Annotated in this window: 21 protein-coding genes and 1 pseudogene; 12 read left to right on the plus strand and 10 right to left on the minus strand. The window is 69.1% G+C overall.

All coding sequences use genetic code 11. The features are described 5' to 3' along the window. From B4L26_RS17815 to tkt, 4 genes and pseudogenes are all read right to left on the minus strand, one after another. Window positions 1-163: pseudogene (locus B4L26_RS17815) on the minus strand (oxidoreductase); the annotation flags it as partial. Continuing rightward, complete coding sequence (zwf, locus tag B4L26_RS17820; RefSeq protein ID WP_290721054.1) at window positions 160-1,701, minus strand: glucose-6-phosphate dehydrogenase; 1,542 nt, start codon at window positions 1,699-1,701, stop codon at window positions 160-162. The gene zwf and the pseudogene B4L26_RS17815, both read right to left, overlap by 4 nt. Window positions 1,702-1,706: 5 nt before the next feature. Next, the gene (gene tal / locus B4L26_RS17825; RefSeq protein ID WP_290721056.1) at window positions 1,707-2,822 is read right to left on the minus strand and encodes a transaldolase; all 1,116 of its coding nucleotides are present in this window, start codon (window positions 2,820-2,822) and stop codon (window positions 1,707-1,709) included. A 35-nt stretch (window positions 2,823-2,857) separates the two neighbouring features. Further along, window positions 2,858-4,945, minus strand: coding sequence for a transketolase (tkt, locus tag B4L26_RS17830; protein ID WP_290721058.1), 2,088 nt, complete (start codon window positions 4,943-4,945; stop codon window positions 2,858-2,860). A 222-nt stretch (window positions 4,946-5,167) separates the two neighbouring features. Here tkt and B4L26_RS17835 point away from each other — a divergent pair, with 222 nt between their 5' ends. After that, window positions 5,168-6,133 (plus strand): heme o synthase, encoded by a 966-nt coding sequence (locus B4L26_RS17835; protein WP_409563440.1) that lies wholly within the window; start codon window positions 5,168-5,170, stop codon window positions 6,131-6,133. A 24-nt stretch (window positions 6,134-6,157) separates the two neighbouring features. Here B4L26_RS17835 and B4L26_RS17840 read toward each other — a convergent pair whose 3' ends face one another. After that, window positions 6,158-7,123, minus strand: coding sequence for a quinone oxidoreductase family protein (locus B4L26_RS17840; RefSeq protein WP_290721060.1), 966 nt, complete (start codon window positions 7,121-7,123; stop codon window positions 6,158-6,160). A 37-nt stretch (window positions 7,124-7,160) separates the two neighbouring features. On the opposite strand from B4L26_RS17840, the gene B4L26_RS17845 reads away from it, so the two are divergent. Both B4L26_RS17845 and B4L26_RS17850 read left to right on the plus strand, forming a co-directional pair. Then, window positions 7,161-7,541: a hypothetical protein gene (locus tag B4L26_RS17845; protein ID WP_290721063.1), complete on the plus strand. Its 381-nt coding sequence runs from the start codon at window positions 7,161-7,163 to the stop codon at window positions 7,539-7,541. 34 nt (window positions 7,542-7,575) lie between these two features. Continuing rightward, window positions 7,576-8,556: a COX15/CtaA family protein gene (locus tag B4L26_RS17850; protein ID WP_290721065.1), complete on the plus strand. Its 981-nt coding sequence runs from the start codon at window positions 7,576-7,578 to the stop codon at window positions 8,554-8,556. A gap of 34 nt (window positions 8,557-8,590) precedes the next feature. Here the strand turns inward: B4L26_RS17850 and B4L26_RS17855 are convergent, their stop codons facing one another. The 3 genes from B4L26_RS17855 to mptB are packed head-to-tail and all read right to left on the minus strand — an operon-like array spanning window position 8,591 to window position 12,148. Beyond that, complete coding sequence (locus B4L26_RS17855) at window positions 8,591-9,397, minus strand: ABC transporter permease (RefSeq protein ID WP_290721067.1); 807 nt, start codon at window positions 9,395-9,397, stop codon at window positions 8,591-8,593. Beyond that, entirely contained in the window at window positions 9,394-10,359 is a 966-nt protein-coding gene (locus tag B4L26_RS17860; protein ID WP_409563441.1) for an ABC transporter ATP-binding protein, read from the minus strand. Before B4L26_RS17860 ends, B4L26_RS17855 begins: the two co-directional genes overlap by 4 nt. Window positions 10,360-10,363: 4 nt before the next feature. Further along, entirely contained in the window at window positions 10,364-12,148 is a 1,785-nt protein-coding gene (gene mptB / locus B4L26_RS17865) for a polyprenol phosphomannose-dependent alpha 1,6 mannosyltransferase MptB (protein ID WP_409563442.1), read from the minus strand. A gap of 134 nt (window positions 12,149-12,282) precedes the next feature. Between mptB and B4L26_RS17870 the strand changes: the two genes are divergently transcribed. The 8 genes from B4L26_RS17870 to B4L26_RS17905 are packed head-to-tail and all read left to right on the plus strand — an operon-like array spanning window position 12,283 to window position 19,181. Continuing rightward, window positions 12,283-13,062, plus strand: a complete 780-nt coding sequence (locus B4L26_RS17870) for a helix-turn-helix transcriptional regulator (protein ID WP_290721100.1) — start codon at window positions 12,283-12,285, stop codon at window positions 13,060-13,062. Further along, window positions 13,059-14,528 carry a Fe-S cluster assembly protein SufB gene (gene sufB / locus B4L26_RS17875; RefSeq protein WP_290721073.1) on the plus strand — a complete coding sequence of 490 codons (1,470 nt, stop codon included), beginning with the start codon at window positions 13,059-13,061 and terminating at the stop codon, window positions 14,526-14,528. Before B4L26_RS17870 ends, sufB begins: the two co-directional genes overlap by 4 nt. Continuing rightward, complete coding sequence (gene sufD / locus B4L26_RS17880; RefSeq protein WP_290721076.1) at window positions 14,528-15,727, plus strand: Fe-S cluster assembly protein SufD; 1,200 nt, start codon at window positions 14,528-14,530, stop codon at window positions 15,725-15,727. The genes sufB and sufD overlap by 1 nt, the downstream gene beginning before the upstream one ends. A 57-nt stretch (window positions 15,728-15,784) precedes the next feature. Continuing rightward, window positions 15,785-16,555 (plus strand): Fe-S cluster assembly ATPase SufC, encoded by a 771-nt coding sequence (gene sufC, locus B4L26_RS17885; protein WP_290721078.1) that lies wholly within the window; start codon window positions 15,785-15,787, stop codon window positions 16,553-16,555. A gap of 21 nt (window positions 16,556-16,576) precedes the next feature. Continuing rightward, window positions 16,577-17,866, plus strand: a complete 1,290-nt coding sequence (locus B4L26_RS17890; protein ID WP_290721081.1) for a cysteine desulfurase — start codon at window positions 16,577-16,579, stop codon at window positions 17,864-17,866. Between the two features lie 3 nt (window positions 17,867-17,869). Further along, complete coding sequence (sufU, locus tag B4L26_RS17895) at window positions 17,870-18,349, plus strand: Fe-S cluster assembly sulfur transfer protein SufU (protein ID WP_290721084.1); 480 nt, start codon at window positions 17,870-17,872, stop codon at window positions 18,347-18,349. Beyond that, on the plus strand, window positions 18,346-18,699 hold the full coding sequence (locus B4L26_RS17900; protein ID WP_290721087.1) for a metal-sulfur cluster assembly factor: 354 nt from the start codon (window positions 18,346-18,348) through the stop codon (window positions 18,697-18,699). The genes sufU and B4L26_RS17900 overlap by 4 nt, the downstream gene beginning before the upstream one ends. A 35-nt stretch (window positions 18,700-18,734) precedes the next feature. Then, window positions 18,735-19,181, plus strand: a complete 447-nt coding sequence (locus B4L26_RS17905; RefSeq protein WP_290721090.1) for a lipoprotein LpqH — start codon at window positions 18,735-18,737, stop codon at window positions 19,179-19,181. A 4-nt stretch (window positions 19,182-19,185) separates the two neighbouring features. Here B4L26_RS17905 and B4L26_RS17910 read toward each other — a convergent pair whose 3' ends face one another. Both B4L26_RS17910 and B4L26_RS17915 read right to left on the minus strand, forming a co-directional pair. Then, window positions 19,186-20,232, minus strand: a complete 1,047-nt coding sequence (locus B4L26_RS17910) for an NAD-dependent epimerase/dehydratase family protein (RefSeq protein WP_290721092.1) — start codon at window positions 20,230-20,232, stop codon at window positions 19,186-19,188. Between the two features lie 124 nt (window positions 20,233-20,356). Next, window positions 20,357-21,649 (minus strand): polysaccharide pyruvyl transferase family protein, encoded by a 1,293-nt coding sequence (locus B4L26_RS17915; protein WP_290721094.1) that lies wholly within the window; start codon window positions 21,647-21,649, stop codon window positions 20,357-20,359. A 148-nt stretch (window positions 21,650-21,797) separates the two neighbouring features. Here B4L26_RS17915 and B4L26_RS17920 point away from each other — a divergent pair. Further along, on the plus strand, window positions 21,798-22,007 hold a 210-nt coding region (locus B4L26_RS17920), incomplete at its 3' end, for a DUF2510 domain-containing protein (RefSeq protein ID WP_290721096.1).

Below are 22,007 nucleotides of genomic sequence, written 5' to 3' on the forward strand. Positions count from 1 at the left end.
CCTCGTTGGCCGCGGCGATCGCCGCCTCGGTGTCGTCGCCGGGCTCGGTCTTCACGATCAGCGTCAGTACGCGGCCGAGGGTGACCGCGCCGCCGCTGTCGCGCATGCGGACCAGCTGTTTGGAGACTTCGCTCGTGGACGTGTCGTCAAGGCGCTTGATCACGGTCGCCTCCAGCTTCTCCCGGTGCGCGCGAGCATCTCATCGGCGCTCGCCGGACCCCAGGTGCCCGACTCGTAGGTCTCCGGCGTGCCCTTCTTGGCCCAGGCCTCCAGCACCGGGTCGAGGATCTGCCACGACAACTCGACCTCTGCATTCACCGGGAACAGTGACGGCTCACCGAGCAGGACGTCGAGGATGAGGCGCTCATAGGCCTCGGGGGACGATTCGGTGAACGCCTCGCCGTAACTGAAGTCCATGTTGACGTCACGAACTTCCATCGAAGAGCCGGGGACCTTGGAGCCGAAACGCAGCGTGACGCCCTCGTCCGGCTGCACCCGGATGACCAGTGCGTTCTGGCCCAACTCGGCGGTCATCGTCGAATCGAACGGCAGGTGCGGCGCGCGTTTGAAGACCAAGGCGATCTCGGTGACGCGGCGGCCCAGTCGCTTTCCGGTGCGCAGGTAGAACGGGACGCCCGCCCAGCGCCGCGTGTCGACCTCCAGGGCGATCGCCGCGTACGTCTCGGTCGTCGAATCCTTCGCGAAACCCTCTTCCTCCAGCAGGCCGCACACCTTCTCGTTGCCCTGCCACCCCGGGCCGTACTGCCCGCGGGCGGAGTTCTCGTCCAGCGGCGCGATATTGCGGGTCGCCGACAGCACCTTGATCTTCTCGGCCTGCAACTCCGCGGGTGCGAAGGACACGGGCTCCTCCATCGCCACCAGTGCCAACAACTGCAGCAGGTGGTTCTGAATGACGTCGCGAGCCGCCCCGATCCCGTCGTAGTAGCCGGCGCGCCCGCCCAGGCCGATGTCCTCGGCCATGGTGATCTGCACGTGGTCGATGTAGTGCGCGCTCCACACCGGGTCGAAAAGCTGGTTGGCGAAGCGCAGCGCCAGGATGTTCTGAACCGTCTCCTTGCCGAGGTAGTGGTCGATGCGGAACACCGAATGCTCGGGGAAGACGCTGTTCACGACGGCGTTGAGTTTGCGCGCGCTCGCCAGGTCGTGCCCGAACGGCTTCTCGATGACGACGCGGCGCCACCGCCCATCGTGCGGTTGGGCCAACTCGGAGCGCTTGAGCTGATCGCACACCACCGGGAACGCGGCCGGCGGGATCGAGAGGTAGAAGGCGTGGTTACCGTCGGTGCCGCGGACCTCGTCGAGGGCGGTCAGCGTCGAGGCAAGACGCGCGAACGCGTCGTCGTCGTCGAAGGTGCCCTGGACGAATCGGAACCCGGCCGACAACTCCCGCCAGACGTCCTCGCGGAACGGTGTGCGCGCGTTCGCACGGACCGCGTCGTACACGATCTTGGCGAAATCCTCGTCGGCCCAGTCGCGGCGGGCGAACCCGACCAGCGCAAAGCCGCTGGGCAGGAGCCCACGGTTGGCCAGGTCGTAGATCGCCGGCATCAGCTTGCGGCGCGAGAGGTCGCCGGTGACGCCGAAGATCACCATGCTGCAGGGCCCCGCGATGCGGGGCAGGCGCTTGTCACGCTCGTCGCGCAGCGGGTTGCGGTGGCTGCGGGACGCGCCGGATGCCACCGGTCTCAGGCCTTGGCGCTCAACTGGCCCGACGTCGCGGCCAAGAGGTCGGTCCACGCATCGATGAACTTGGTGACGCCCTCGTCCTCGAGGACGGCGAACACGTCGTCGAGGTCGACCCCGACGGCGGCGACCGCAGCCATCTGCTCGCGGGCCGAGGCCTCCTGGCCGATGATCGAGGCGGTGTCGACCCAGCCGTGGTCGGCGAAAGCCTCCATCGTCGCGCCCGGCATGGTGTTGACGGTGTCGGGGGCGACGAGCTCGGACACGTACAGAGTGTCGGCGTAATCCTTGTTCTTCGTGCCGGTCGAGGCCCACAGCGCCCGCTGCGGGCGTGCGCCCTGGCTCGCGAGGTCGGGGAAGCGGACCTCGCGGGTGAAGACATCGAGGTAGCGCGCATAGGCCAGGCGGGCGTTGGCCAGCGCAGCCTTGCCGCGCAGGGCGAGGGCCTCCGGCGTTCCGATCACCTCGAGGCGCTTGTCGATCTCGGTGTCCACGCGGGAGACGAAGAACGACGCCACCGAGTGCAGGTCGGAAATGTCGCGACCGGCGACCAGCGCGGCGTCGAGGCCGTCGAGGTAGGCGTCGATGACCTCGCCGTAGCGCTCACCCGAGAAGATCAGCGTCACGTTGACGCTGATGCCCTCGGCGAGGACGCGGGTGATCGCGGGCAGGCCCGCCTTGGTGGCCGGGATCTTGATGAGCAGGTTGGGTCGGTCGACGGCCTGCCACAGCTCGATCGCCTGGGCGACGGTGCCTTCGGTGTCGTGGGCCAGGCGCGGGTCGACCTCGATCGACACCCGACCGTCGACACCGTCGGATTCGACGAAGACCGGGGCGAACACGTCGCATGCGTCGCGGACGTCGTCGGTGGTGATGATCCGGATCGCCGTGTCGACGTCGGAGCCGTCGGCGGCCAGCTTGGCGACCTGCTCGGCGTAACTGTCACCGGCCGACAGCGCGGCCTGGAAGATCGACGGGTTGGTCGTCACGCCGACGACCGATCGGGTTGCGATCAGCTCGGCCAGACGTCCGGACCGCAGCAGATCGCGCGACAGGTCGTCGAGCCAGACCGATACGCCGGCTTCGCTGAGTTCCGCGAGGCGCTCGTTGGTGCTCATGGTTTCTCCTCGTTTGTCGCCGGCCGTGTCGCCGGTTACTTCGCGTTGGTGACCGACCGCTGCGCCGCTTCGACGACGGCGGCGGTGGTCACCCCGAACTTCTCGTACAGCACCTCGTACCCGGCCGAGGCGCCGTAGTGCTCGATGGACACGATCTCGCCGGCGTCGCCGACGAATCGGTACCACGGCATCGCGATGCCGGCCTCCACCGCGACACGGGCCCGCACGCTCGGCGGCAGGACGGAATCACGGTAGGACTGCGGCTGCTCGTCGAACCACTCGACGCACGGCATGGACACGACGCGGGCGGCGATACCCGCCTTGGCGAGCTCCTCGCGGGCCGCGACGGCCAACTGGACTTCCGAGCCGGTGCCGATGAGCACGACGTCGGGGCTGCCGTTCTCCGCGTCGACGAGGACGTAGCCGCCAGCGGCGACCCCCTCGGCCGACGTGCCCTCGAGCACCGGCACGTTCTGGCGTGTCAGTGCGAGGCCTGCCGGACGATTCCGGCGGGTCAGCACGGTGGCCCAGGCGTGGGCCGTCTCGTTCGCATCGGCGGGGCGCACCACGTCGAGGTGGGGGATGGCGCGAAGCGCGGCGAGGTGCTCGATCGGTTGGTGGGTCGGGCCGTCCTCGCCGAGGCCGATGGAGTCGTGGGTCCACACGTAGACCGGGTCGATCTCCATCAACGCGGCCAGGCGCACCGCCGGACGCATGTAGTCGGCGAACTGCAGGAACGTCCCGCCGTAGGCGCGGGTCGGGCCGTGCAGCACGATGCCGGACAGGATCGCGCCCATCGCGTGCTCGCGGATGCCGAAGTGCAGGGTGCGTCCGTACGGCTCGGCACTCCACGTCGACGTGGAGATCGCCGTCGGGCCGAAGGACTTGGCGCCGGCGATCGTCGTGTTGTTGGAGCCGGCGAGGTCGGCCGAGCCGCCCCACAGCTCCGGCAGGACCGGGCCGAGGGCGCCGAGGACCTTGCCCGAGGCGCTGCGCGTGGCAACGGACTCGCCGGCTTCCCAGGTCGGGAGTGCATCGCGCCAACCGTCGGGCAGTTCGTGGGCGTGCAGACGGTCGAAGAGTGCCTTGCGCTCGGGGGAGCCGGCGGCCCAGGCGTCGAAGCCGGCGGTCCACTCGGCGCGGACGGTGGCAGCCCGGCTCGCCAGCTCACGGGTATGGGCGATCACGTCGTCGGCGACGTTGAAGTCGACCTCGGGGTCGAAGCCGAGGAGTCCCTTGGTGGCCCGGATCTCGTCGGCGCCCAGCGCGGCTCCGTGGGCGGCGCCGGTGTTCATCTTGGTCGGCGCCGGGTAACCGATGACCGTGCGCACGCAGATCAGCGACGGGCGGTCGGTGACGGCCTTGGCCGCCTCGACGGCTGCCTCGATGCCGATGACGTTCTCGCCGCCGTCGACGCTCTGCACATGCCACCCGTAGGCCCGGTAACGCTCCGCGACGTCCTCGGTCAGGGCGATGTCGGTGTCGTCCTCGATGGAGATCTGGTTCTGGTCGTAGAAGACGATGAGGTTGCCCAGCTCCTGGGTGCCCGCCAGCGAGCTGGCCTCGCTGGTGACGCCCTCCTCCATGTCGCCGTCGGAGGCGATGACGTAGATGAAGTGGTCGAAGGGGGAGGTGCCGGGAGCGGCGTCGGGGTCGAACAGGCCGCGCTCGTAGCGGCTGGCCATGCTCATGCCCACCGCCGACGCCAGGCCCTGCCCGAGCGGGCCGGTGGTGATCTCGACGCCCTTGGTGTGGCGGTACTCGGGGTGGCCCGGCGTCAGCGAGCCCCACGTGCGCAGTGCCTCTAGGTCGCCCAGCTCCAGGCCGAAGCCACCCAGGTAGAGCTGCACGTACAGCGTCAGGCTGGAGTGCCCGCACGACAGGATGAAGCGGTCACGGCCCACCCACTCCGGATCGGTGGGGTCGTGGCGCAGCACCCGTTGGAACAGCGTGTAGGCCAGCGGTGCAAGGCTCATCGCGGTACCCGGATGGCCGCTGCCGCAGCGCTGCACCGCGTCGGCGGCAAGCAGCCGCGCGGTGTCGACCGCCTTGGTGTCCAGCTCGGTCCAATCGTCGGGATGGGCGGGCTTGGTGAGCTTGGCGATCTCGTCTGCGTGGACCACGGCGGTGCGTTCTCCTGGAATGGGGTGGTGGGGTCGGATCCAGCCTAGTCCGAGCGGCTGCGATCAGCGCACGTAGGGAGGCATGATGGTTTGGCGGAGCTTGAGCCGGGCAGGTGCGATTCCGTCGCCGTGCGGACCCGGGTCTACACTTCGTAGTAGCGCGGCCCGGGGTCCCTCGACACCCGGTGGTGAACAGCCTTGTCGGACAAGCGGAGTGATGTGTTGAGCAGTGAGCGCACGGGCGTGGACAGCCCGGTTGTCGATCACGGCACCGACGATCCCGCGCAGCACCGGGTGCGCACCGTCCTCGGTGCCTACCTCGCGCTGACCAAGCCGCGCGTCATAGAACTACTGCTGGTCGCGACGATCCCGGTGATGCTGCAGGCCCACCGCGGCACCGTCGACATCGGCCTGATCGCCGCGACGCTGATCGGCGGATGGTTGGGCGCCGCGAGCGCCAACACGCTGAACATGGTCGCCGACGCGGACATCGACCAGAAGATGCGCCGCACCCAGCGCCGGCCGCTGGCCCGCCACGCCGTCACCCCGCGCGCCGCGCTGGTGTTCGGCATCGTGCTCGGCATCGCCTCGTTCGTCGTCCTGTGGTTCTTCACCAACCTGCTGGCCGCGGTGCTGGTGATGATCACCATCGCCTTCTACGTCGGCGTCTACACGCTGATCCTCAAGCGCCGCACCTCGCAGAACGTTGTCTGGGGCGGCGCCGCCGGGTGCATGCCCACCCTGGTCGGTTGGGCTGCGGTGACCGGGTCGTTGAGCTGGCAGCCGGTGGTGCTGTTCCTGGTGATCTTCTTCTGGACGCCGCCGCACACGTGGGCACTGGCGATGCGTTACCGCGAGGACTACGAGGCTGCGGGAGTACCGATGCTCCCGGTGGTGGCCACCGAGGAACAGGTCACCCGTCAGATGGTGATCTACACCGTGGCGACCGTCATCGCGTCGCTGTGCCTCATCCCCGCCGCGGGCCTCATCTACGCCTCCGTCGCCGTGCTCGCCGGTGCGTGGTTCGCCCAGCGCGTGTGGAAGTTGTACCGCGACACGTGCGCGGGCCAGGAAGTCGTCCCGCTGAAGGTGTTCCTGCAGTCCAACGAGTACCTCGCCCTGCTGTTCTGCGGCCTGGCCGTCGACGCGGTCTTCCACCTGCCGACCATCGCGTCGTACTTCTCCTGAGCTCTTAGCCGAACCCGGGTCGGGTCAGGCCATCAGCGCGATCGAACCCGTCGTCGCCCGCGATTCCAGGTCTCGATGTGCTTGCGCGGCGTCGGCTAACGCGTACCGGGCGCCGACGCGGACCGTCACGCTGCCGTTGGCGATGGCGGCCACCAGCGCGCCGGTCCGCCATTCGAACTCGCCCGGGTCGGAGATGAAGTGCGCCAGCGACGGGCGGGTCACATGTAGGGAACCGGCGGAGTTCAGCCGTTGCAGGTCAAACGGTGGGACCGGGCCGCTGGCCGCGCCGAACAGGACGACGGTGCCGCGCACCGCGGTGGAGGCGATGCTCGCCTCGAACGTGTCGGCCCCGACGCCGTCGTAGACGACGGCGACACCGCGGCCGCCGGTCAGATCCCGCACGCGGGCCGCCAGATCGGGTCCGTAGCGCAGCACGTGCTCGGCGCCCGCGGCAGCCGACAGCTGCTCCTTCTCGTCGGAGGAGACCGTCGTGATGACGTGCAGCCCAGCCTGCACCGCGAGTTGGGTCAGGATCAGCCCGACTCCGCCCGCGCCGGCGTGCACGAGAATCGTCTCGCCGGCACGTGGCTGGGCGGCCCCGATGAGCAGGTAATGCGCGGTCAGGCCCTGCAGCAGCATGGTGCCGGCCACGTCGTCGCCGATCGTGTTGGGCACTTCGACCGTGCGCGCGGCGTCGATGACCACCTGTTCGGCATAAGACCCGGGTCCGTCGCACCAGGCGACCCGCCGGCCCAGGGCGCGTTCGGAGACCCCGTCACCGACGGCGATCACGACCCCGGCACCCTCCGAACCGGGGATGTAGGGCGGATCGCTGGGGTAGAGGCCGCGCCGCAGGTACGTGTCGATGAAATTCACGCCCGCGGCCCGGGTCTGCACCAGCACGTGACCCGGACCGGGAACGGGGTTGGGCTCCTCGCGCCACTGGAGGACTTCCGGGCCGCCGTGGTGGGTGACGACGATTGCATGCATGTCCCCGTTCTACACCGGCGCAGTATCATCGACACCCATGAGCACCGACGCCGACGAGAAGACGACCGCCGAGACCGCCGCGCCGAGGGCCCCGCGCGAGGTGGTGGGCTCGATCCAGCGCTACGTGCGGCGTCAGGGCGGGACGGCCACCGCACTGCTGCAGCCGGTGGGCGAGGCGGGTGTCCGCATCACCCTCGTCGGCGGTGAGGGCGGCATCCTGGGCGACCGTGTGGTGCGCGACGAGGCGACCGCGCAGGCGGTCGTGGAGGCAGTCGACGGCCTCACCCTGGCTGACGAGTGGAACCGCGAACTGGTGTCGACGGCGACGGTCAAGCCGTCGCACTGGCGCAAGATGGCGGGCTGGGTGGCCCGCCAGCACCGATTCCCCAAGGCGCGCAACACCGCCGAGCTCGACTGACCGTCGGCGACGAAGGCCTACGACACTGCGTAGTATGAGCGCCGTGGCTGCCAATCCGATTGTGCGCGCGTGGTATCGCGTGGTGGACCTGCTGCCCGAGCCGGGTCTGCGCGCCCAGCGACGCATCGCACTTGCCGCCCTATTGGCACAGGCGCTGATCGCCGTCACCGGGTCCGTGGTGCGCGTGACCGGATCCGGCCTGGGCTGCCCCACGTGGCCGAAGTGTCACGACTCCTCGCTGCTCCCGATTCCGTCGGATGAGGTGCCGTGGTGGCATCAGGCCATCGAATTCGGCAATCGCCAGATCGCCGTGTGGATCGTCGTCACCACCGCGGCCGCGATCGTCCTCGCGGTCACCCGTGCCCGTCGCCGTCGCGAATTGCTGGTCTATGCGTGGATCCTGCCCGCCACGACGCTTTTCCAGGGAATTCTCGGCGGCATCACGGTGCTCGCCGGACTCACGTGGTGGATCGTCGGATTGCATCTGCTGGTGTCGTTGGCGATGGTGTGGGTGGCCGCGACGCTGTATGTGAAGGTCGGCCAGCCCGACGACGGGATGCTCGTCGATGCAGCGCCCCCGGCGGCCCGTCGTCTCGTCGTCGCCTCCGCCGTCGTGATGTCGGGGGCACTCGTCGCCGGTGTCACCGTCACCGGGGCCGGCCCACACGCCGGTGATCGCACCAATCCCGATGCCATCGACCGGCTCCACGTGAGCATCCCCCTCCTCACGTCCGTGCATGCGCTACTCGTCGTGGTGTTCCTCGCGCTGCTGCTCGCCGCCTCCGTCGTGACCACGCGCGGAGAGCTCGACCCGACGGTCGTGCGCCGCGCGGGTATCGTCCTCGTCGCAGTCCTCGCGCAGTCGCTCATCGGGGTCGTGCAGTACTTCACGAACGTTCCGGCCCTGCTGGTGGTGCTCCACGTCGCCGGTGCGTGTTCAGTGGTCGCCGAGACGGCGATTCTGTATCAGGTGATGCGGCCGCGCCGGACCGTGCCAAGCGCCGAGCCCCACTGACAAATAGCGACAGCAGGACTCGGCAGAATGCGGCTCAGTCGAACCGGAACCATCTGACCGCGGCGGCACCACCCAGGACGGACCACACCACCAGTACGGCGAAGGCGACGGCGTGGAAGCTCCCGCTGCCAGCATGACTCAGAGCGGCGGCGAGCGCGCCGGACGGCGTCGCCAGTGCTAGATCGTGCATGGCGTCGGGGACCCGCGATCCCAGGACGGCGAGGCTGGCGAAGCCGGCCAGCACGAACCAGATGAGGTTGGCCAGCGCCAACACCACCTCCGCCTTGCCGGTCCCGCCCAGGGCCAACCCGAGCGTCGCGAACATCACGGTGCCGAGAATGATCGCCGCCACCGCGAAGCCGATACCCACGGCATCGGGTCGCCAGCCGAACGCGGTCGCGATCGCGGTCAGCAGGACGGTCTGCATCGCGACGACGACCACCACGGCGACGGACTTGCCCGCGATGATGCCCCAGCGGGGGATCGCGGTGGCGCCGAGCCTTTTGAGCGCTCCGTAGCGGCGGTCGAACCCGACTGCGATCGCCTGTCCGGTGAACGCGGTCGAGGTGATCGCCACCGTCAGCACGATGGGCAGGAACGTGTGGGCGCGCGCGGCGGCCGAATCACCGGCGTCGGTGGACAGCGGTAGCAGGCACAGGCCGATCAACAGTGTGATCGGAATGAACATGGTGAGCAGCAGTTGCTCGCCGTTGCGCAACAGCAGTCGCAGTTCCATCGCCGATTGCGCGGCGATCATCGACCGCACCGGGGCCGGGCGGGGGTCGGGGGTGAATGCCCCGGGAGCGAAGGCCCCGGGGGTTCCAGTGCCGGTGGCGGTCATGCCCGGACCTCCCGGCCGGTGAGGGAGAGGAACACGTCTTGCAGGCTGGCGCCGGCGGCGTGCAGTTCGGTGATGAGGACGCCGCTTTCGGCGCACCACGCGGCGAGAGCGGCAATGGCCTCGGGCGTCGCGGGCCCGATCAGGGTGTAGCCGCCGTCCTCGCCGCGGGTCCCGGTCGTCGTCGCACCGCCGCAGGCGGCGCTGACCGCTGCTGCGGCTGCGGTGATGTCGAGATCCCCGACGGCGGTGAACCGCAGCCCGGCGTGGTCCCGTGCCGTCAGCTCCGCGGGCGTGCCCGCCGCAACGACGCGCCCGGCGTCGATGATCACGATGTCGTCGGCGAGGTGTTCGGCCTCGTCGAGCATGTGCGTGGTCAGCAGCACGCTCACGCCGTCGGTGCGCAGCGCGGCGATGAGGTCCCACACCAGCAGTCGCGCGTGCGCGTCCAGGCCGGCCGTCGGTTCGTCGAGGAAGACCAGCTCGGGGCGACCGACCAGCGCGCACGCCAATGACAGGCGTTGCTGCTGCCCGCCGGAGAGGCGGCGGAACGGGGTGTCGGCGACGGGCGTGAGGCCCAGGACGTCGAGCAACCAATCGGGGTCGATGGGGTTGGCGCTGTAGGCGGCGCACAGCCGCAGCATTTCTGCTGCGCGTGCGCCGGGGTAGGCACCGCCACCCTGCAGCATGACTCCGATGCGGGCGCGCAGCGCGTCGTTGTCGTCGCGCGGATCCAGGCCGAGTACCCGAACCTGTCCGGCGTCGGGGGCGGTGAAGCCTTCGCAGATCTCGACGGTTGTCGTCTTGCCAGCGCCGTTGGGGCCCAGCAGGGCCAGGACGGTGCCACGGCGCAGTCGCAGATCGAGACCGTCGACGGCGGTGTGCGCGCCGAAGGACTTGCGCAGCCCGGTGATGTCGACGGCGGCCTGTTCGTCGGGGGATGGGTCGGGACGAGGCACGCCCATCAGCCTATTCGTCCCGTCCGCGGCGACCGATCGTGGGGAGCCACTTGGGCCGGTCCTCGAAGAACAGGGCGGTGAGGACCGCAGCCATCATGATCGCCGCCAGCAGTCCCTGCGCGAGGACGATGCCGGTGGTGTTGGAACTGGTGGGCATGACGACGGTGGCGATGAGTGCCGAGGAGATGATCGCGCCGAGGCGGAACCACCGGTCCGAGGCCCAGGCGGCCAGCGGGATGACCGCCCACAGCAGGTACCAGGCCTGGGCGAAGGGGGAGAACACGACGATGGTCGCCATGGAGATGCCCAGCGCGCCGATGGGGTGGATGCGCCCGCTCAGCGCGGCGAGGAGCCAGCGGATGATGAACGCCGCGGCGATCAGCTGGGCGAGAGGACGCACGATGTCGAGGATCGCCTGGGTGTGGTCGCCGAGCCCGAGGCCGATACCGGTGCGCCCGGCGCCGACGGACAACAGCGTGGGCATGGACATCCAGGAGCGGACGATGTCGCCGGTGGACAGCGTGCGCGTCCAACCGAACCCCAGCCCGGTGCCCACGCAGATCCCGACGATCACGACGATTGCGATGACGCCCATCAGCGACGCTGATCGGGCCAGCGCGAGGACGGACTCCTTGCACGCCGACCACCACTGGCGGATCGGTATCGAACGCAGCGAAGGCAGAGTCGCACCCCATCGTCGGGCCAGTGCGATGCCGAGGAAGCCCAGCGCGATGATCGACGTCGCTTTGATCATCGACGACATTGCGATCAACCCGGCGCCGGCGACCAGGAGCCAGCCGGTGCCCGACGGCAACCACCGCCGGTCCGGGTCCATCAGCGGTTTGGCGGAGTCGACGGCCGCCAACCCCAGTTCGAGTCCGACGAGCATCATGCCCAGCATCAGCGACTCGTTGTGAATGCCGCCGACGAGATGCAGGATGACCAGCGGGTTCATGGCGCCCAGCCAGAGCGCCGCGATAGGGGACACGCCGCAGCGGCGGGCCAACCGCGGCAGCGCCCACACGATCATCGCCACGCCGGCGAGCGCGAGCATCCGGTGCAGGAAGATCCCGACGGTGATGTTGTCGCCGGTCAGCGCCGTGATGTGCTGGCCCAGCCACAGGAACAGGGGGCCGTAGGGCGCCGGGGTGTCCTTCCAGATGTTGGGCACCGATCCGGCGAGTTCATAGAGCGGGTGGTCGGGGGGCAGCCCGTTGAGGGGGCTCACCGTGTACGGGTCCTTGCCGATGTAGGCGATCGCGCTCTGGGCTAGGTAGGAGTAGATGTCCTTGGACAACAGCGGCGGCGCGATGATGATCGGCGCGATCCACAGCAACAGCGTGTGGTCGGCCTGCCGCCGAGTCATCCGCCGTGCCGGCGTGGTGCCGCCATAGACCTCGACGCTGAGTCGACCGACTGCGAACCGGCCGATGAGCAGCCACGCGACGACGAGCATCAGTGTGCCGCCGATGGACAGTGTGAGGGCGGTGCCGAACATCCGCGACGGCAGTGACAGCACGCGCATCCCGGCGACGGGATTCTGACTGACCGGGATCGCACCGGTGCCCAGGGATCCGATCAGCAGCAGGATCGACCCGGTTGCGCCGAAGATCTTGATTCGGTTGAGGAGTTTGTTCTCCGCTGCGTTGAGCGGACCCACCTCCGGTTCATCGGCATGCAGACCGGCCACGGCGGCGCCGAATTCGGGTTCGGCGGTGTGATTACTGTCACGCCCTGATCCGTCCGGCCCGCGGCGCGACGACAAGCCGAGGTACGCGAGCAGGGAAGAGGCCACGGAAGATGACTCTAGTCGGCCGAATCGGGACCTATGACTCGGTCGGCGGGGGTGTCGTCGACGATGGGTTGGTGTAAGGCGACCCTTGCTTGTGGAGCCGGAAGAAATTACGTCACACTTGTGTTGTGAAAAGCATGACCGCATCCCGACGACCCGAGCGCGCCACCGGCGCGCCGGTCGATGCGGACCTGCTGCGGCCGGGCGGATCGTCGGACGGCCACACGCGGCAGACGGTTGTGGAATTGCTCGGCGAGGACGGCCCTCTGACGGCCTCCGATATCGCCGAGCGCCTCGGGATCAGCCCCGCGGGCGTGCGGCGCCACCTTGATGCGCTGCTGGCCGCGGGGGAGGCCGAGACCGCGCAAACCGACCACGGCTTCGGCGGTGGCCAACGGGGCCGCGGCCGACCCGCCAAGTGGTTCCAACTCACCCCGGCCGGCCGCGGGAAGCTGCGCCACGCCTACGACGACCTCGCCAGTGCTGCGCTGCGCGCGCTGCGCGCCGCCGGTGGCGAGGGCGCAGTCACCGCGTTCGCCCACGACCGTATCGCCACGATCACCGCTGATATCGCCCCCGCCGCCGGGGCCGACGACGTGCCCGACACCGTCGACCAGATCGCCGCGGCCCTGACCGGCGCCGGATATGCCGCCAACACGCGCGAGGTGGGCACCGGCGTACAGATCTGCCAGCACCACTGCCCGGTCGCTCATGTCGCCGCCGAGTTCCCCGAGTTGTGCGAGGCCGAGACCCAGCGCTTCACCGAGCTGCTCGGCACCCACGTCCAGCGACTGGCGACCATCGCCAACGGTGACTGCGCCTGCACGACCAACATTCCGCTCCCCGTCCCTGTCCCACTCACAGCCCCAGTTATCGGCGCACAGCCCGCGCCGAGGAAGAAGGAAGGCTCCCGATGACACTCACTGAGCCGACACCGCAGGCCACGGCCGCGGTGGCCGCATCTGCCGCCCCGACCCTGACCCAGGACGAGACCATCGCGTCGCTGGGCACCTACGGATACGGGTGGGCCGACTCCGACGAGGCCGGTGCCTCGGCGAAGCGCGGGCTCTCCGATGCCGTGGTCGCCGACATCTCGGCGAAGAAGAACGAGCCCGAATGGATGCTCGAGCAGCGCCTGAAGGCCCTGCGCATCTTCGACCGCAAGCCGATGCCGCACTGGGGTGCCGAGCTCGACGAGATCGACTTCGACAACATCAAGTACTTCGTCCGGTCCACCGAGAAGCAGGCCGAGTCCTGGGAGGACCTGCCCGAGGACATCCGCAACACCTACGACCGGCTCGGGATCCCCGAGGCGGAGAAGCAGCGCCTCGTCGCCGGTGTCGCGGCCCAGTACGAGTCGGAGGTCGTCTACCACCAGATCCGCGAGGACCTGGAGGAGAAGGGTGTCATCTTCCTCGACACCGATTCGGGCCTGCGCGAGCACCCGGAGCTCTTCCAGCAGTACTTCGGTTCGGTAATCCCGGCCGGCGACAACAAGTTCTCGGCGCTCAATACCGCGGTGTGGTCGGGCGGCTCCTTCATCTACGTGCCTCCGGGCGTGCACGTCGACATCCCACTGCAGGCCTACTTCCGGATCAACACCGAGAACATGGGCCAGTTCGAGCGGACGCTGATCATCGTTGACGAGGACGCCTACGTCCACTACGTCGAAGGTTGTACGGCGCCGATCTACAAGTCGGACTCGCTGCACTCGGCGGTCGTCGAGATCATCGTCAAGAAGGGTGGTCGGTGCCGCTACACGACCATCCAGAACTGGTCGAACAACGTCTACAACCTGGTCACCAAGCGCGCCAAGGCCGAGGCCGGCGCGACGATGGAGTGGGTCGACGGCAACATCGGCTCCAAGGTCACCATGAAGTACCCGGCGGTGTGGCTCACCGGTGAGCACGCCAAGGGCGAGGTGCTCTCGGTGGCGTTCGCCGGTCCTGGTCAGCACCAGGACACCGGGTCCAAGATGGTCCACCTGGCGCCCAACACCTCGAGCAACATCGTGTCCAAGTCGGTCGCCCGCGGCGGAGGACGGTCGTCCTACCGCGGCCTGATCAAGATCAACCCCGGCGCCCACGGCAGCCGGTCGACGGTGAAGTGCGACGCGCTGCTGGTCGACCAGATCAGCCGCAGCGACACCTATCCCTACGTCGACATCCGCGAGGACGACGTGACGATGGGCCACGAGGCGACCGTCTCCAAGGTTTCCGACGACCAGCTGTTCTATCTCATGAGCCGCGGCCTCACCGAGGACGAGGCGATGGCGATGGTCGTGCGCGGCTTCGTCGAGCCGATCGCCAAAGAGCTGCCCATGGAGTACGCACTCGAACTCAACCGGCTCATCGAGCTGCAGATGGAAGGAGCCGTCGGCTGATGGCGGACACCACCACCGAGGGGGCGCCGAGCGCCGCAACCGGCGTGCACGCCAATAAGGGCGAGCTGTTCACCTCCTTCGACGTCGACGCCTTCGAGGTCCCCGGCCAGCGCGAGGAGGCGTGGCGGTTCACCCCGTTCCGCCGGTTGCGCGGGCTGCACAACGGTTCGGCACCGGCGACCGGGGTTGCCGACGTACGGGTCGCCGTCGCGACCGGTGCGCTGCCGAGCGGGCTGACGGTGCAGAGCGTCGGGCGTGACGACGAGCGGCTCGGACAGGGCGGTGCCCCGTTCGACCGGATCGCCGCACAGGCCTACTCGTCGTTCCCCGAGGCCACCATCGTGACCGTCGGTCCCGAGGTCGTGCTCGACGAGCCGGTCGTCGTGACGATCACCGGGCCCGGGGTCGGGGAGACGGCGTACGGCCACACCCAGATCCGGGTCGAGCGCTTCGCCAAGGCGACGATCGTGATCGACCAGGCCGGCAGCGGCACCTACGCCGAGAACATCGAGTTCATCGTCGGCGAGGGCGCGCATCTGACGGTCGTGAACCTGCACGAGTGGGCTGACGACACCGTCCACGTCGCGGCCCACCACGCGCTGCTGCAGCGCGACGCGGTGCTTCGGCATTTCGCGATCTCGCTCGGCGGCGACCTCATCAGGCTCTCACCGCGGGTTACCTACGCCGCCCCCGGTGGTGACGCCGAACTGTGGGGCCTGTATTTCGCCGACGCCGGCCAGCATCTCGAGCAGCGCCTGCTCGTCGACCACTCGCAACCGCATTGCCGGTCGTTCGTGACCTACAAGGGTGCGCTGCAGGGCGATCCGGCGCTCGGTCACGGGCACGAGGCGCACACGGTGTGGATCGGCGACGTGCTGATACGGCCGGCGGCCGAGGGCACCGACACGTACGAGCTCAACCGCAACCTGGTGCTCACCGACGGCGCGCGTGCCGACTCGGTGCCCAACCTGGAGATCGAGACCGGTGAGATCGTCGGCGCCGGGCACGCCAGCGCGACCGGCCGCTTCGACGACGAGCAGCTGTTCTACCTGATGGCCCGCGGAATCCCCGAGGACGTTGCTCGCCGACTGGTGGTGCGCGGCTTCTTCGGCGAGATCATCGCCAAGATCCCGGTGCCCGCGCTGCGCGAGCGCCTGACCGAGGCCGTCGAGGCCGAACTGGATGCCAGCGGCTCCTGACCGGGCCCGGCCCACCGACCAACCAACCTGAGAACCTGAGAATCACGAGGACTTGAAGTGACCACACTGGAAATCCGCGACCTGCACGTCCGGGTCGCCAACACCGATCCCGACGCCGAGCCGAAGGAGATCCTCAAGGGCGTCAACCTGACTGTGCGCTCGGGAGAGACCCACGCGATCATGGGCCCCAACGGCTCGGGCAAGTCGACCTTGTCGTACGCGATCGCCGGGCACCCGAAGTACGAGGTGACCAGCGGTTCGATCACCCTCGACGGTGAGGACGTCCTGGAGATGTCGGTCGACGAGCGTGCCCGCGCCGGCATCTTCCTGGCCATGCAGTACCCCGTCGAGGTGCCGGGGGTGTCGATGACCAACTTCCTGCGCACCGCCGTCACCGCCGTGCGAGGTGAGGCCCCGAAGCTGCGCCTGTGGGTCAAGGAGGGCCGCGCGGCGATGGAAGCGCTCGAGATCGATCCCGCGTTCGCCGAGCGCAGCGTCAACGAGGGATTCTCCGGTGGTGAGAAGAAGCGCCACGAGATCCTGCAGCTCGCCCTGCTCAAGCCGAAGATCGCCGTCCTCGACGAGACCGACTCGGGCCTCGACGTCGACGCGCTGCGCATCGTCTCCGAGGGCGTCAACCGCTACAAGGAGCAGGAGAACGGCGGGGTGCTGTTGATCACCCACTACACGCGCATCCTGCGCTACATCAAGCCCGACTTCGTGCACGTCTTCGTCGACGGCCGCATCGTCGAATCCGGCGGCCCGGAACTCGCCGAAGAGCTCGAGGCCAACGGCTACGAGCGCTTCACGAGCGGCGCGACCGCCTAGACCGACCGCCGAGGAGGCAGCGTGAGCATCGCCCAGACGACCGCCGCGACGACGCCGGGCCCGCTCGACGTGGTCGCGCTTCGTGCGGACTTCCCGATCCTGGCGCGCCGGGTGCGCGACGGGAAGCCGTTGGCCTACCTGGACTCCGGGGCGACGTCGCAGCGCCCGCTGCAGGTCCTTGACGCCGAGCGGGACTTCCTGCTCAACCACAACGCGGCCGTCCACCGCGGCGCCCATCAGCTCGCCGAGGAGGCGACCGACGCCTACGAGTACGCGCGGGAGACGATCGCGCGGTTCGTCGGCGCCGGCACCGACGAGATCGTGTTCACCAAGAACGCGACGGAGGCGATCAACCTCGTCGCCTATGCGCTGTCGGACGACCGGGCCGCCGACGTTTTCGGGGGCAAGCCGCTCGGGCCGGGCGACACGGTAGTGATCACCGAGTTGGAGCACCACGCCAACCTGGTGCCGTGGCAGGAAGTCTGCCGGCGCACCGGGGCGACGCTGCGCTGGTACGGCGTGACCGACGACGGCCGGATCGACCTGGACTCGCTGCAGCTTGACGACTCGGTGCGCATCGTCGCGTTCACCCATCAGTCCAATGTCACCGGGGCGGTGGCCGACGTTGCCGAGCTGGTGCACCGGGCGCGTGCGGTGGGGGCGCTCGTCGTCCTCGACGCGTGCCAGTCGGTGCCCCATCTGCCGGTGGACTTCGCCGCGCTCGACGTCGACTTCGCCGCCTTCTCCGGTCATAAGATGTTCGGCCCGTCCGGTGTCGGCGTCCTCTACGGCAAGGCGGCGCTGCTCGACCGGCTGCCGCCGTTCTTGACCGGCGGATCGATGATCGAGACGGTCACCATGGAGGCGTCGACGTATGCGCCGCCGCCGCAGCGCTTCGAGGCCGGAGTGCCGATGACCTCGCAGGCCGTGGCCCTCGGCGCTGCCGTGGACTACCTCAGCGCAGTCGGAATGGACGCGATCGCCGCACACGAGCACGAGCTGACCGCCGCCGCCTTGGCGGAGCTGGGCGGCATCGAGGGTGTGCGGATCATCGGGCCGACGCAGGCCGTCGACCGCGGTGGGGCGGTCAGTTTCGTCGTCGACGGCGTGCACGCGCACGACCTCGGTCAGATCCTCGACGACGAGGGTGTCGCCATCCGCGTCGGACACCACTGCGCGTGGCCCCTGCACCGGCGGTTCGGCATCGCCGCGTCGGCACGTGCGTCGTTTGCCGCCTACAACACCCTCGACGAGGTGGACCGCCTCGCGGCCGCCGTCGTCAAGGCGCAAGAGTTCTTCGGGAGCCGCTGACGCATGCGCATGGAGCAGATGTACCAGGACGTGATCCTGGACCACTACAAGCACCCGCACGGTCGCGGGATGCGCGACCCGTTCGACGCCGAGGTCCATCACGTGAACCCGACCTGCGGTGACGAGATCACGCTGCGGGTCGCGCTCGGTGCCGACCGGGAAGAGATCGCCGACGTCTCCTACGGTGGGCAGGGCTGCTCGATCTCGCAGGCGTCGACGTCGGTCCTCTACGACCAGATCCTCGGCCGCCCGGTCGACGAGGCACTGCGGATCGTCGATTCGTTCAGCGCCATGATGACCTCGCGCGGAACCGACCCGGGCGACGAGGACATGATTGGCGACGGCATCGCCTTTGCCGGTGTGAGCAAGTACCCGGCGCGCGTGAAGTGCGCGCTGCTGGGCTGGATGGCGTTCAAGGACGCGTTGAGCCGTGCTGTCGACGGGGAGCCGGTGCCCGCGACACCAGGAGAGGAATGGACATGACCGACGCGCAGCCGCAGACCGAAGTCACCACATCGCTGCCGGAGTTGGAGGATGTCGAGGAGGCGATGCGCGACGTCGTCGACCCCGAGCTGGGGATCAACGTCGTCGACCTCGGCCTCGTCTACGACATGACGGTCACCGACGAGGCCGTCGCCAAGCTCGATATGACGCTCACTTCGGCGGCCTGCCCGTTGCAGGACGTCATCGAGGACCAGGCGCGCGCCGCACTGGTCTCGAGCGGGCTGTGCACCGACCTGGAGATCAACTGGGTGTGGCTGCCGCCGTGGGGGCCGGAGAAGATCACCGACGACGGACGCGAGCAGCTGCGCGCGCTGGGTTTCACCGTCTAACCGGTGATGTCGGCCAGCGGGGCTAGGCTGGCCGCATGCGTACACCTCATATTGCCGTTCTCCTTGGTGCCGGCGCGCTGGCGCTCGGGCTTTCCGGCTGTAACTCCGTCGACAACCCGATTGCCTCGGGCCCGGCCGCATCGATCAAGGTCGACGGCCAGGACGTGCCGCTCTCGGATACGAGTGTCGGCTGCACGGTCCGCAACGGACGCGTGCACATTGCGGTCGGCTCCGATTCGGGAACCTCGGGTGTTGCCGCCGTCGTGACCGAGGGCGACAACCCGACGGTGGTGTCGGTGGGCCTGGGCAACGTCAACGGCGTGACGCTGGGCTACCTCTCCAACTTGCCGATGGGCGGCAGTGCGTCGGTGAAGAAGATCCTGCGGACCTACACGATCACCGGTCAGGCGACCGGGATCAACATCTCGAACCCCCTGCAGCCCGCTCGCAAGAACTTCGAGTTCAAGGTCCGCTGCCCGTAGCGGGTCAGCCCACCGCCGTGACGGCGGCGGTGGGGGTGGCTCGGGGCTTGGGCCGCGCCGACCCCAGACGTCCGACCTCGGCGAAGAAGTCGACGAGGTCGGCGACAGTCGTCTCGCTGGGCCGGGGCGCGTACCCGAGTTCGTCGCGGGCCTTGGTGATATCAATCGCCGGGGCCGACTGAACGGCGCCCAGAGACGCGCGAGAGACCAGGTCGGACCCGAACAGGTGGCCGATCGGCTCCGCGACGGTGATGACGGCTTCGAGGATCCGGTTGGGGATGGCGAAGAGCGGTCCCATGCGCCCGGTGGCGCGTGCTGCTCCGCGCAGCGCGTCGATGAGCGCAATGTTCTCGCCCCCGAGGATGTAGTTCTCGCCGGTGCGGCCGTGCTCGCCGGCCAGGATGATGCCGCGGGCGACATCGCGTACGTCGACCAGGTCGAATTCGCCTTCGATGAAGACAGGGACCACGCCGCGCGCCGCGTCACGCAGGATTCCGTTGATCCGCGACAGCGGTCGGCCGCCGACACCGTCGACCGGTCCGTACACACCGGTCGGGTTCACGATGACCGCGTCGAGACCCTCGTCGACGACCGTGCGCAGTTCCTGCTCACCCGCCCACTTGGAACGGTCGTAAACCGGGATGGCGGGGTCGGCCGAGCGCGGCGAATTTTCGTCGATCTTCCCGCCGCAGTGGTATTGGTCGAACGAGTGGATCGAGCTGCAGTGCACGAAACGTCCGACCCCGGCCGCGAGGGCGGCCCGGGCGACCGACGCGACGCCGGCGGTGTTGACGCGCCACGCGACGGGGTCTTCCTGCTTGAGGGTGATCATCGCGACGAGGTGGTAGACGCGGTCGACGCCCGTGAGCGCGGTGGTCATCGCGGCGGAGTCGAAGATGTCGCCTTCGAGCCACGTCAGGCGCTCCGAGCTGGGTGCATCCTCCGGTGGTGCGACCCGGTCGATGGCGACGACCTCGTGGCCGTCGTCGATGAGCTGGTTGATCAGGTTGGTGCCGACAAAGCCGGCCGCACCGGTTACCGCGACGCGCATGGAGGACTCCCGTCAGAATTAGAACACGTTCTAGAACGTGTTCTAATTCAAGATACGGGGTCGATCGTGATCTGTCACGTCCCTGGTCAGCGAGGTGATGCGGGCGCGGCGGCGGTCCACGGTCTCATCGTCGTCGCGGTGATCGCGGGGGATAGCATTCGCGCGCCAATGCACGTTTGGCGTCGACGTTGCGCGAACGGTCGGCGGGGGAGAACCCCCCGGCAGTGGGCCGGTCGGGTACCGACGTTCCATCTGCCACCGTCCACCGCGAGCCGCAGTCGACCAGTGATGCGTGCTTGGTGCCGTAGTAGTCGGGCTTGGTGACGACAGCGGCGCCGCTGTCGCCAGCAGCCGCGGCGATCAGGTGCGGGTGGAAGCGGGTCGTCAGCCACGTTTGGCCCGCTCCGATCGGCAGGCCGTCGCGCCAGACCGAGAGGAACGGGACGATGCGCGCACCGGCGAGCCGGTCGCCGAGCTCCTTGACGACGGTGTAGTCGTGCCCGGGGATCGCCTCGATGACGGTCACCCGCTCCGGTGGGACCCCCCAATGGCGCAGCGTCGCGTCGGCGTAATCGGCGAGGGCGGGCACCCCGGTCGTGCCGTCGAAGGTGAAGTCCTCGATCAGGTCGGACTGCAGGCACAGGACGACGCCGCCGGAGGGCAGCGGATCTGCACCGCGCCGCCGGCGGAGCTCGTCGATGACGCGGTCGCCCCACCTGCGCTGTGGCAGGGCCAACCAGACGTCGTCGCCGGACGCGGTGACGCGGCCACCCTCGCGCAGGGCCAGCCCGTCCAATGCCTCACGCGAGGCGGCGTCGCGGACGTCGACGATGTCGAAGCCCTCCAGGGCTTTCTTGAGCGCGCTCCACTCGGGTTCTTCCAGCAGGGGCAATAGGCCCTGCCCGGTGGCGAAGACCCGGGCGCCGGTCTGGCGGCCCACTGCGGCCATCGCGACCAGCAGCGACGTGTGGTGGCGCCACTGGCGGTTGACGTATCCGCCGCCCACCAGGTGCAGCGACGAGGCTCGCAACAGCAAGTCGACGCCCTCGCCGTGGGCGGGTACGACGCCAAGGCTGCTGGCCGCTGCCGCCACCCATTCCCACGGCCGGGCGGGGTCGACGGCATCGTCGTCGATCTCGCGCTCGGCGACGGCACGCGCATGTTCAGTCAGGCGCCACAGCGTGTCGGTGAACACCGCCCGCGGATTGGCGTTGCGCAGCAACAGTGACGCCTGGCCAGGCGTGTGGCAGTCGAGGACCACCGTCGCCCGCGGACGGGTTCGACGCAGGTGTGCCAGCCATGTCGCGGCGATCAGCTCGTCGCCGTAATTCGGAAAGCCCGACGGTGCGACCAGGTAGACGACCTCCTCGGGGCGGACGGCGCGGGCGATGCGGGTGGTCATGCGCGGGCTGGTCATAGCCGAGGATGCTACCGGGGGCACAACTGTGCGCAGCGTCGCAGAACGGTGCTGCCGTGTCGCGGGTGATGCCGATAAGGTTGGGCGGAAAGCCCGATACGCGGACAGTCGTGCGCCCGGGCACCCCGATCAGTGCAGGAGTGAGAACATGGCCGGAGAGTGGCTTCCCGATCCGAGTGGACAGTACGAGGTCCGGTGGTGGGACGGACAGCAGTGGACCGACCAGGTCGGCGTCGGCGGGCAGGTCTTCACCGCGCCGCCGGCCGCCCCACCGCAGTACGCCGCCCAGCAGCCGCAGTACGGGCAGGCGCCCGACGCCCAGCAGGCCGCACCCCAGCAGGCCGCACCCCAGCAGGCC

The organism is Gordonia sp. UBA7599, from assembly GCA_002477755.1.
GTDB lineage: Bacteria > Actinomycetota > Actinomycetes > Mycobacteriales > Mycobacteriaceae > Gordonia.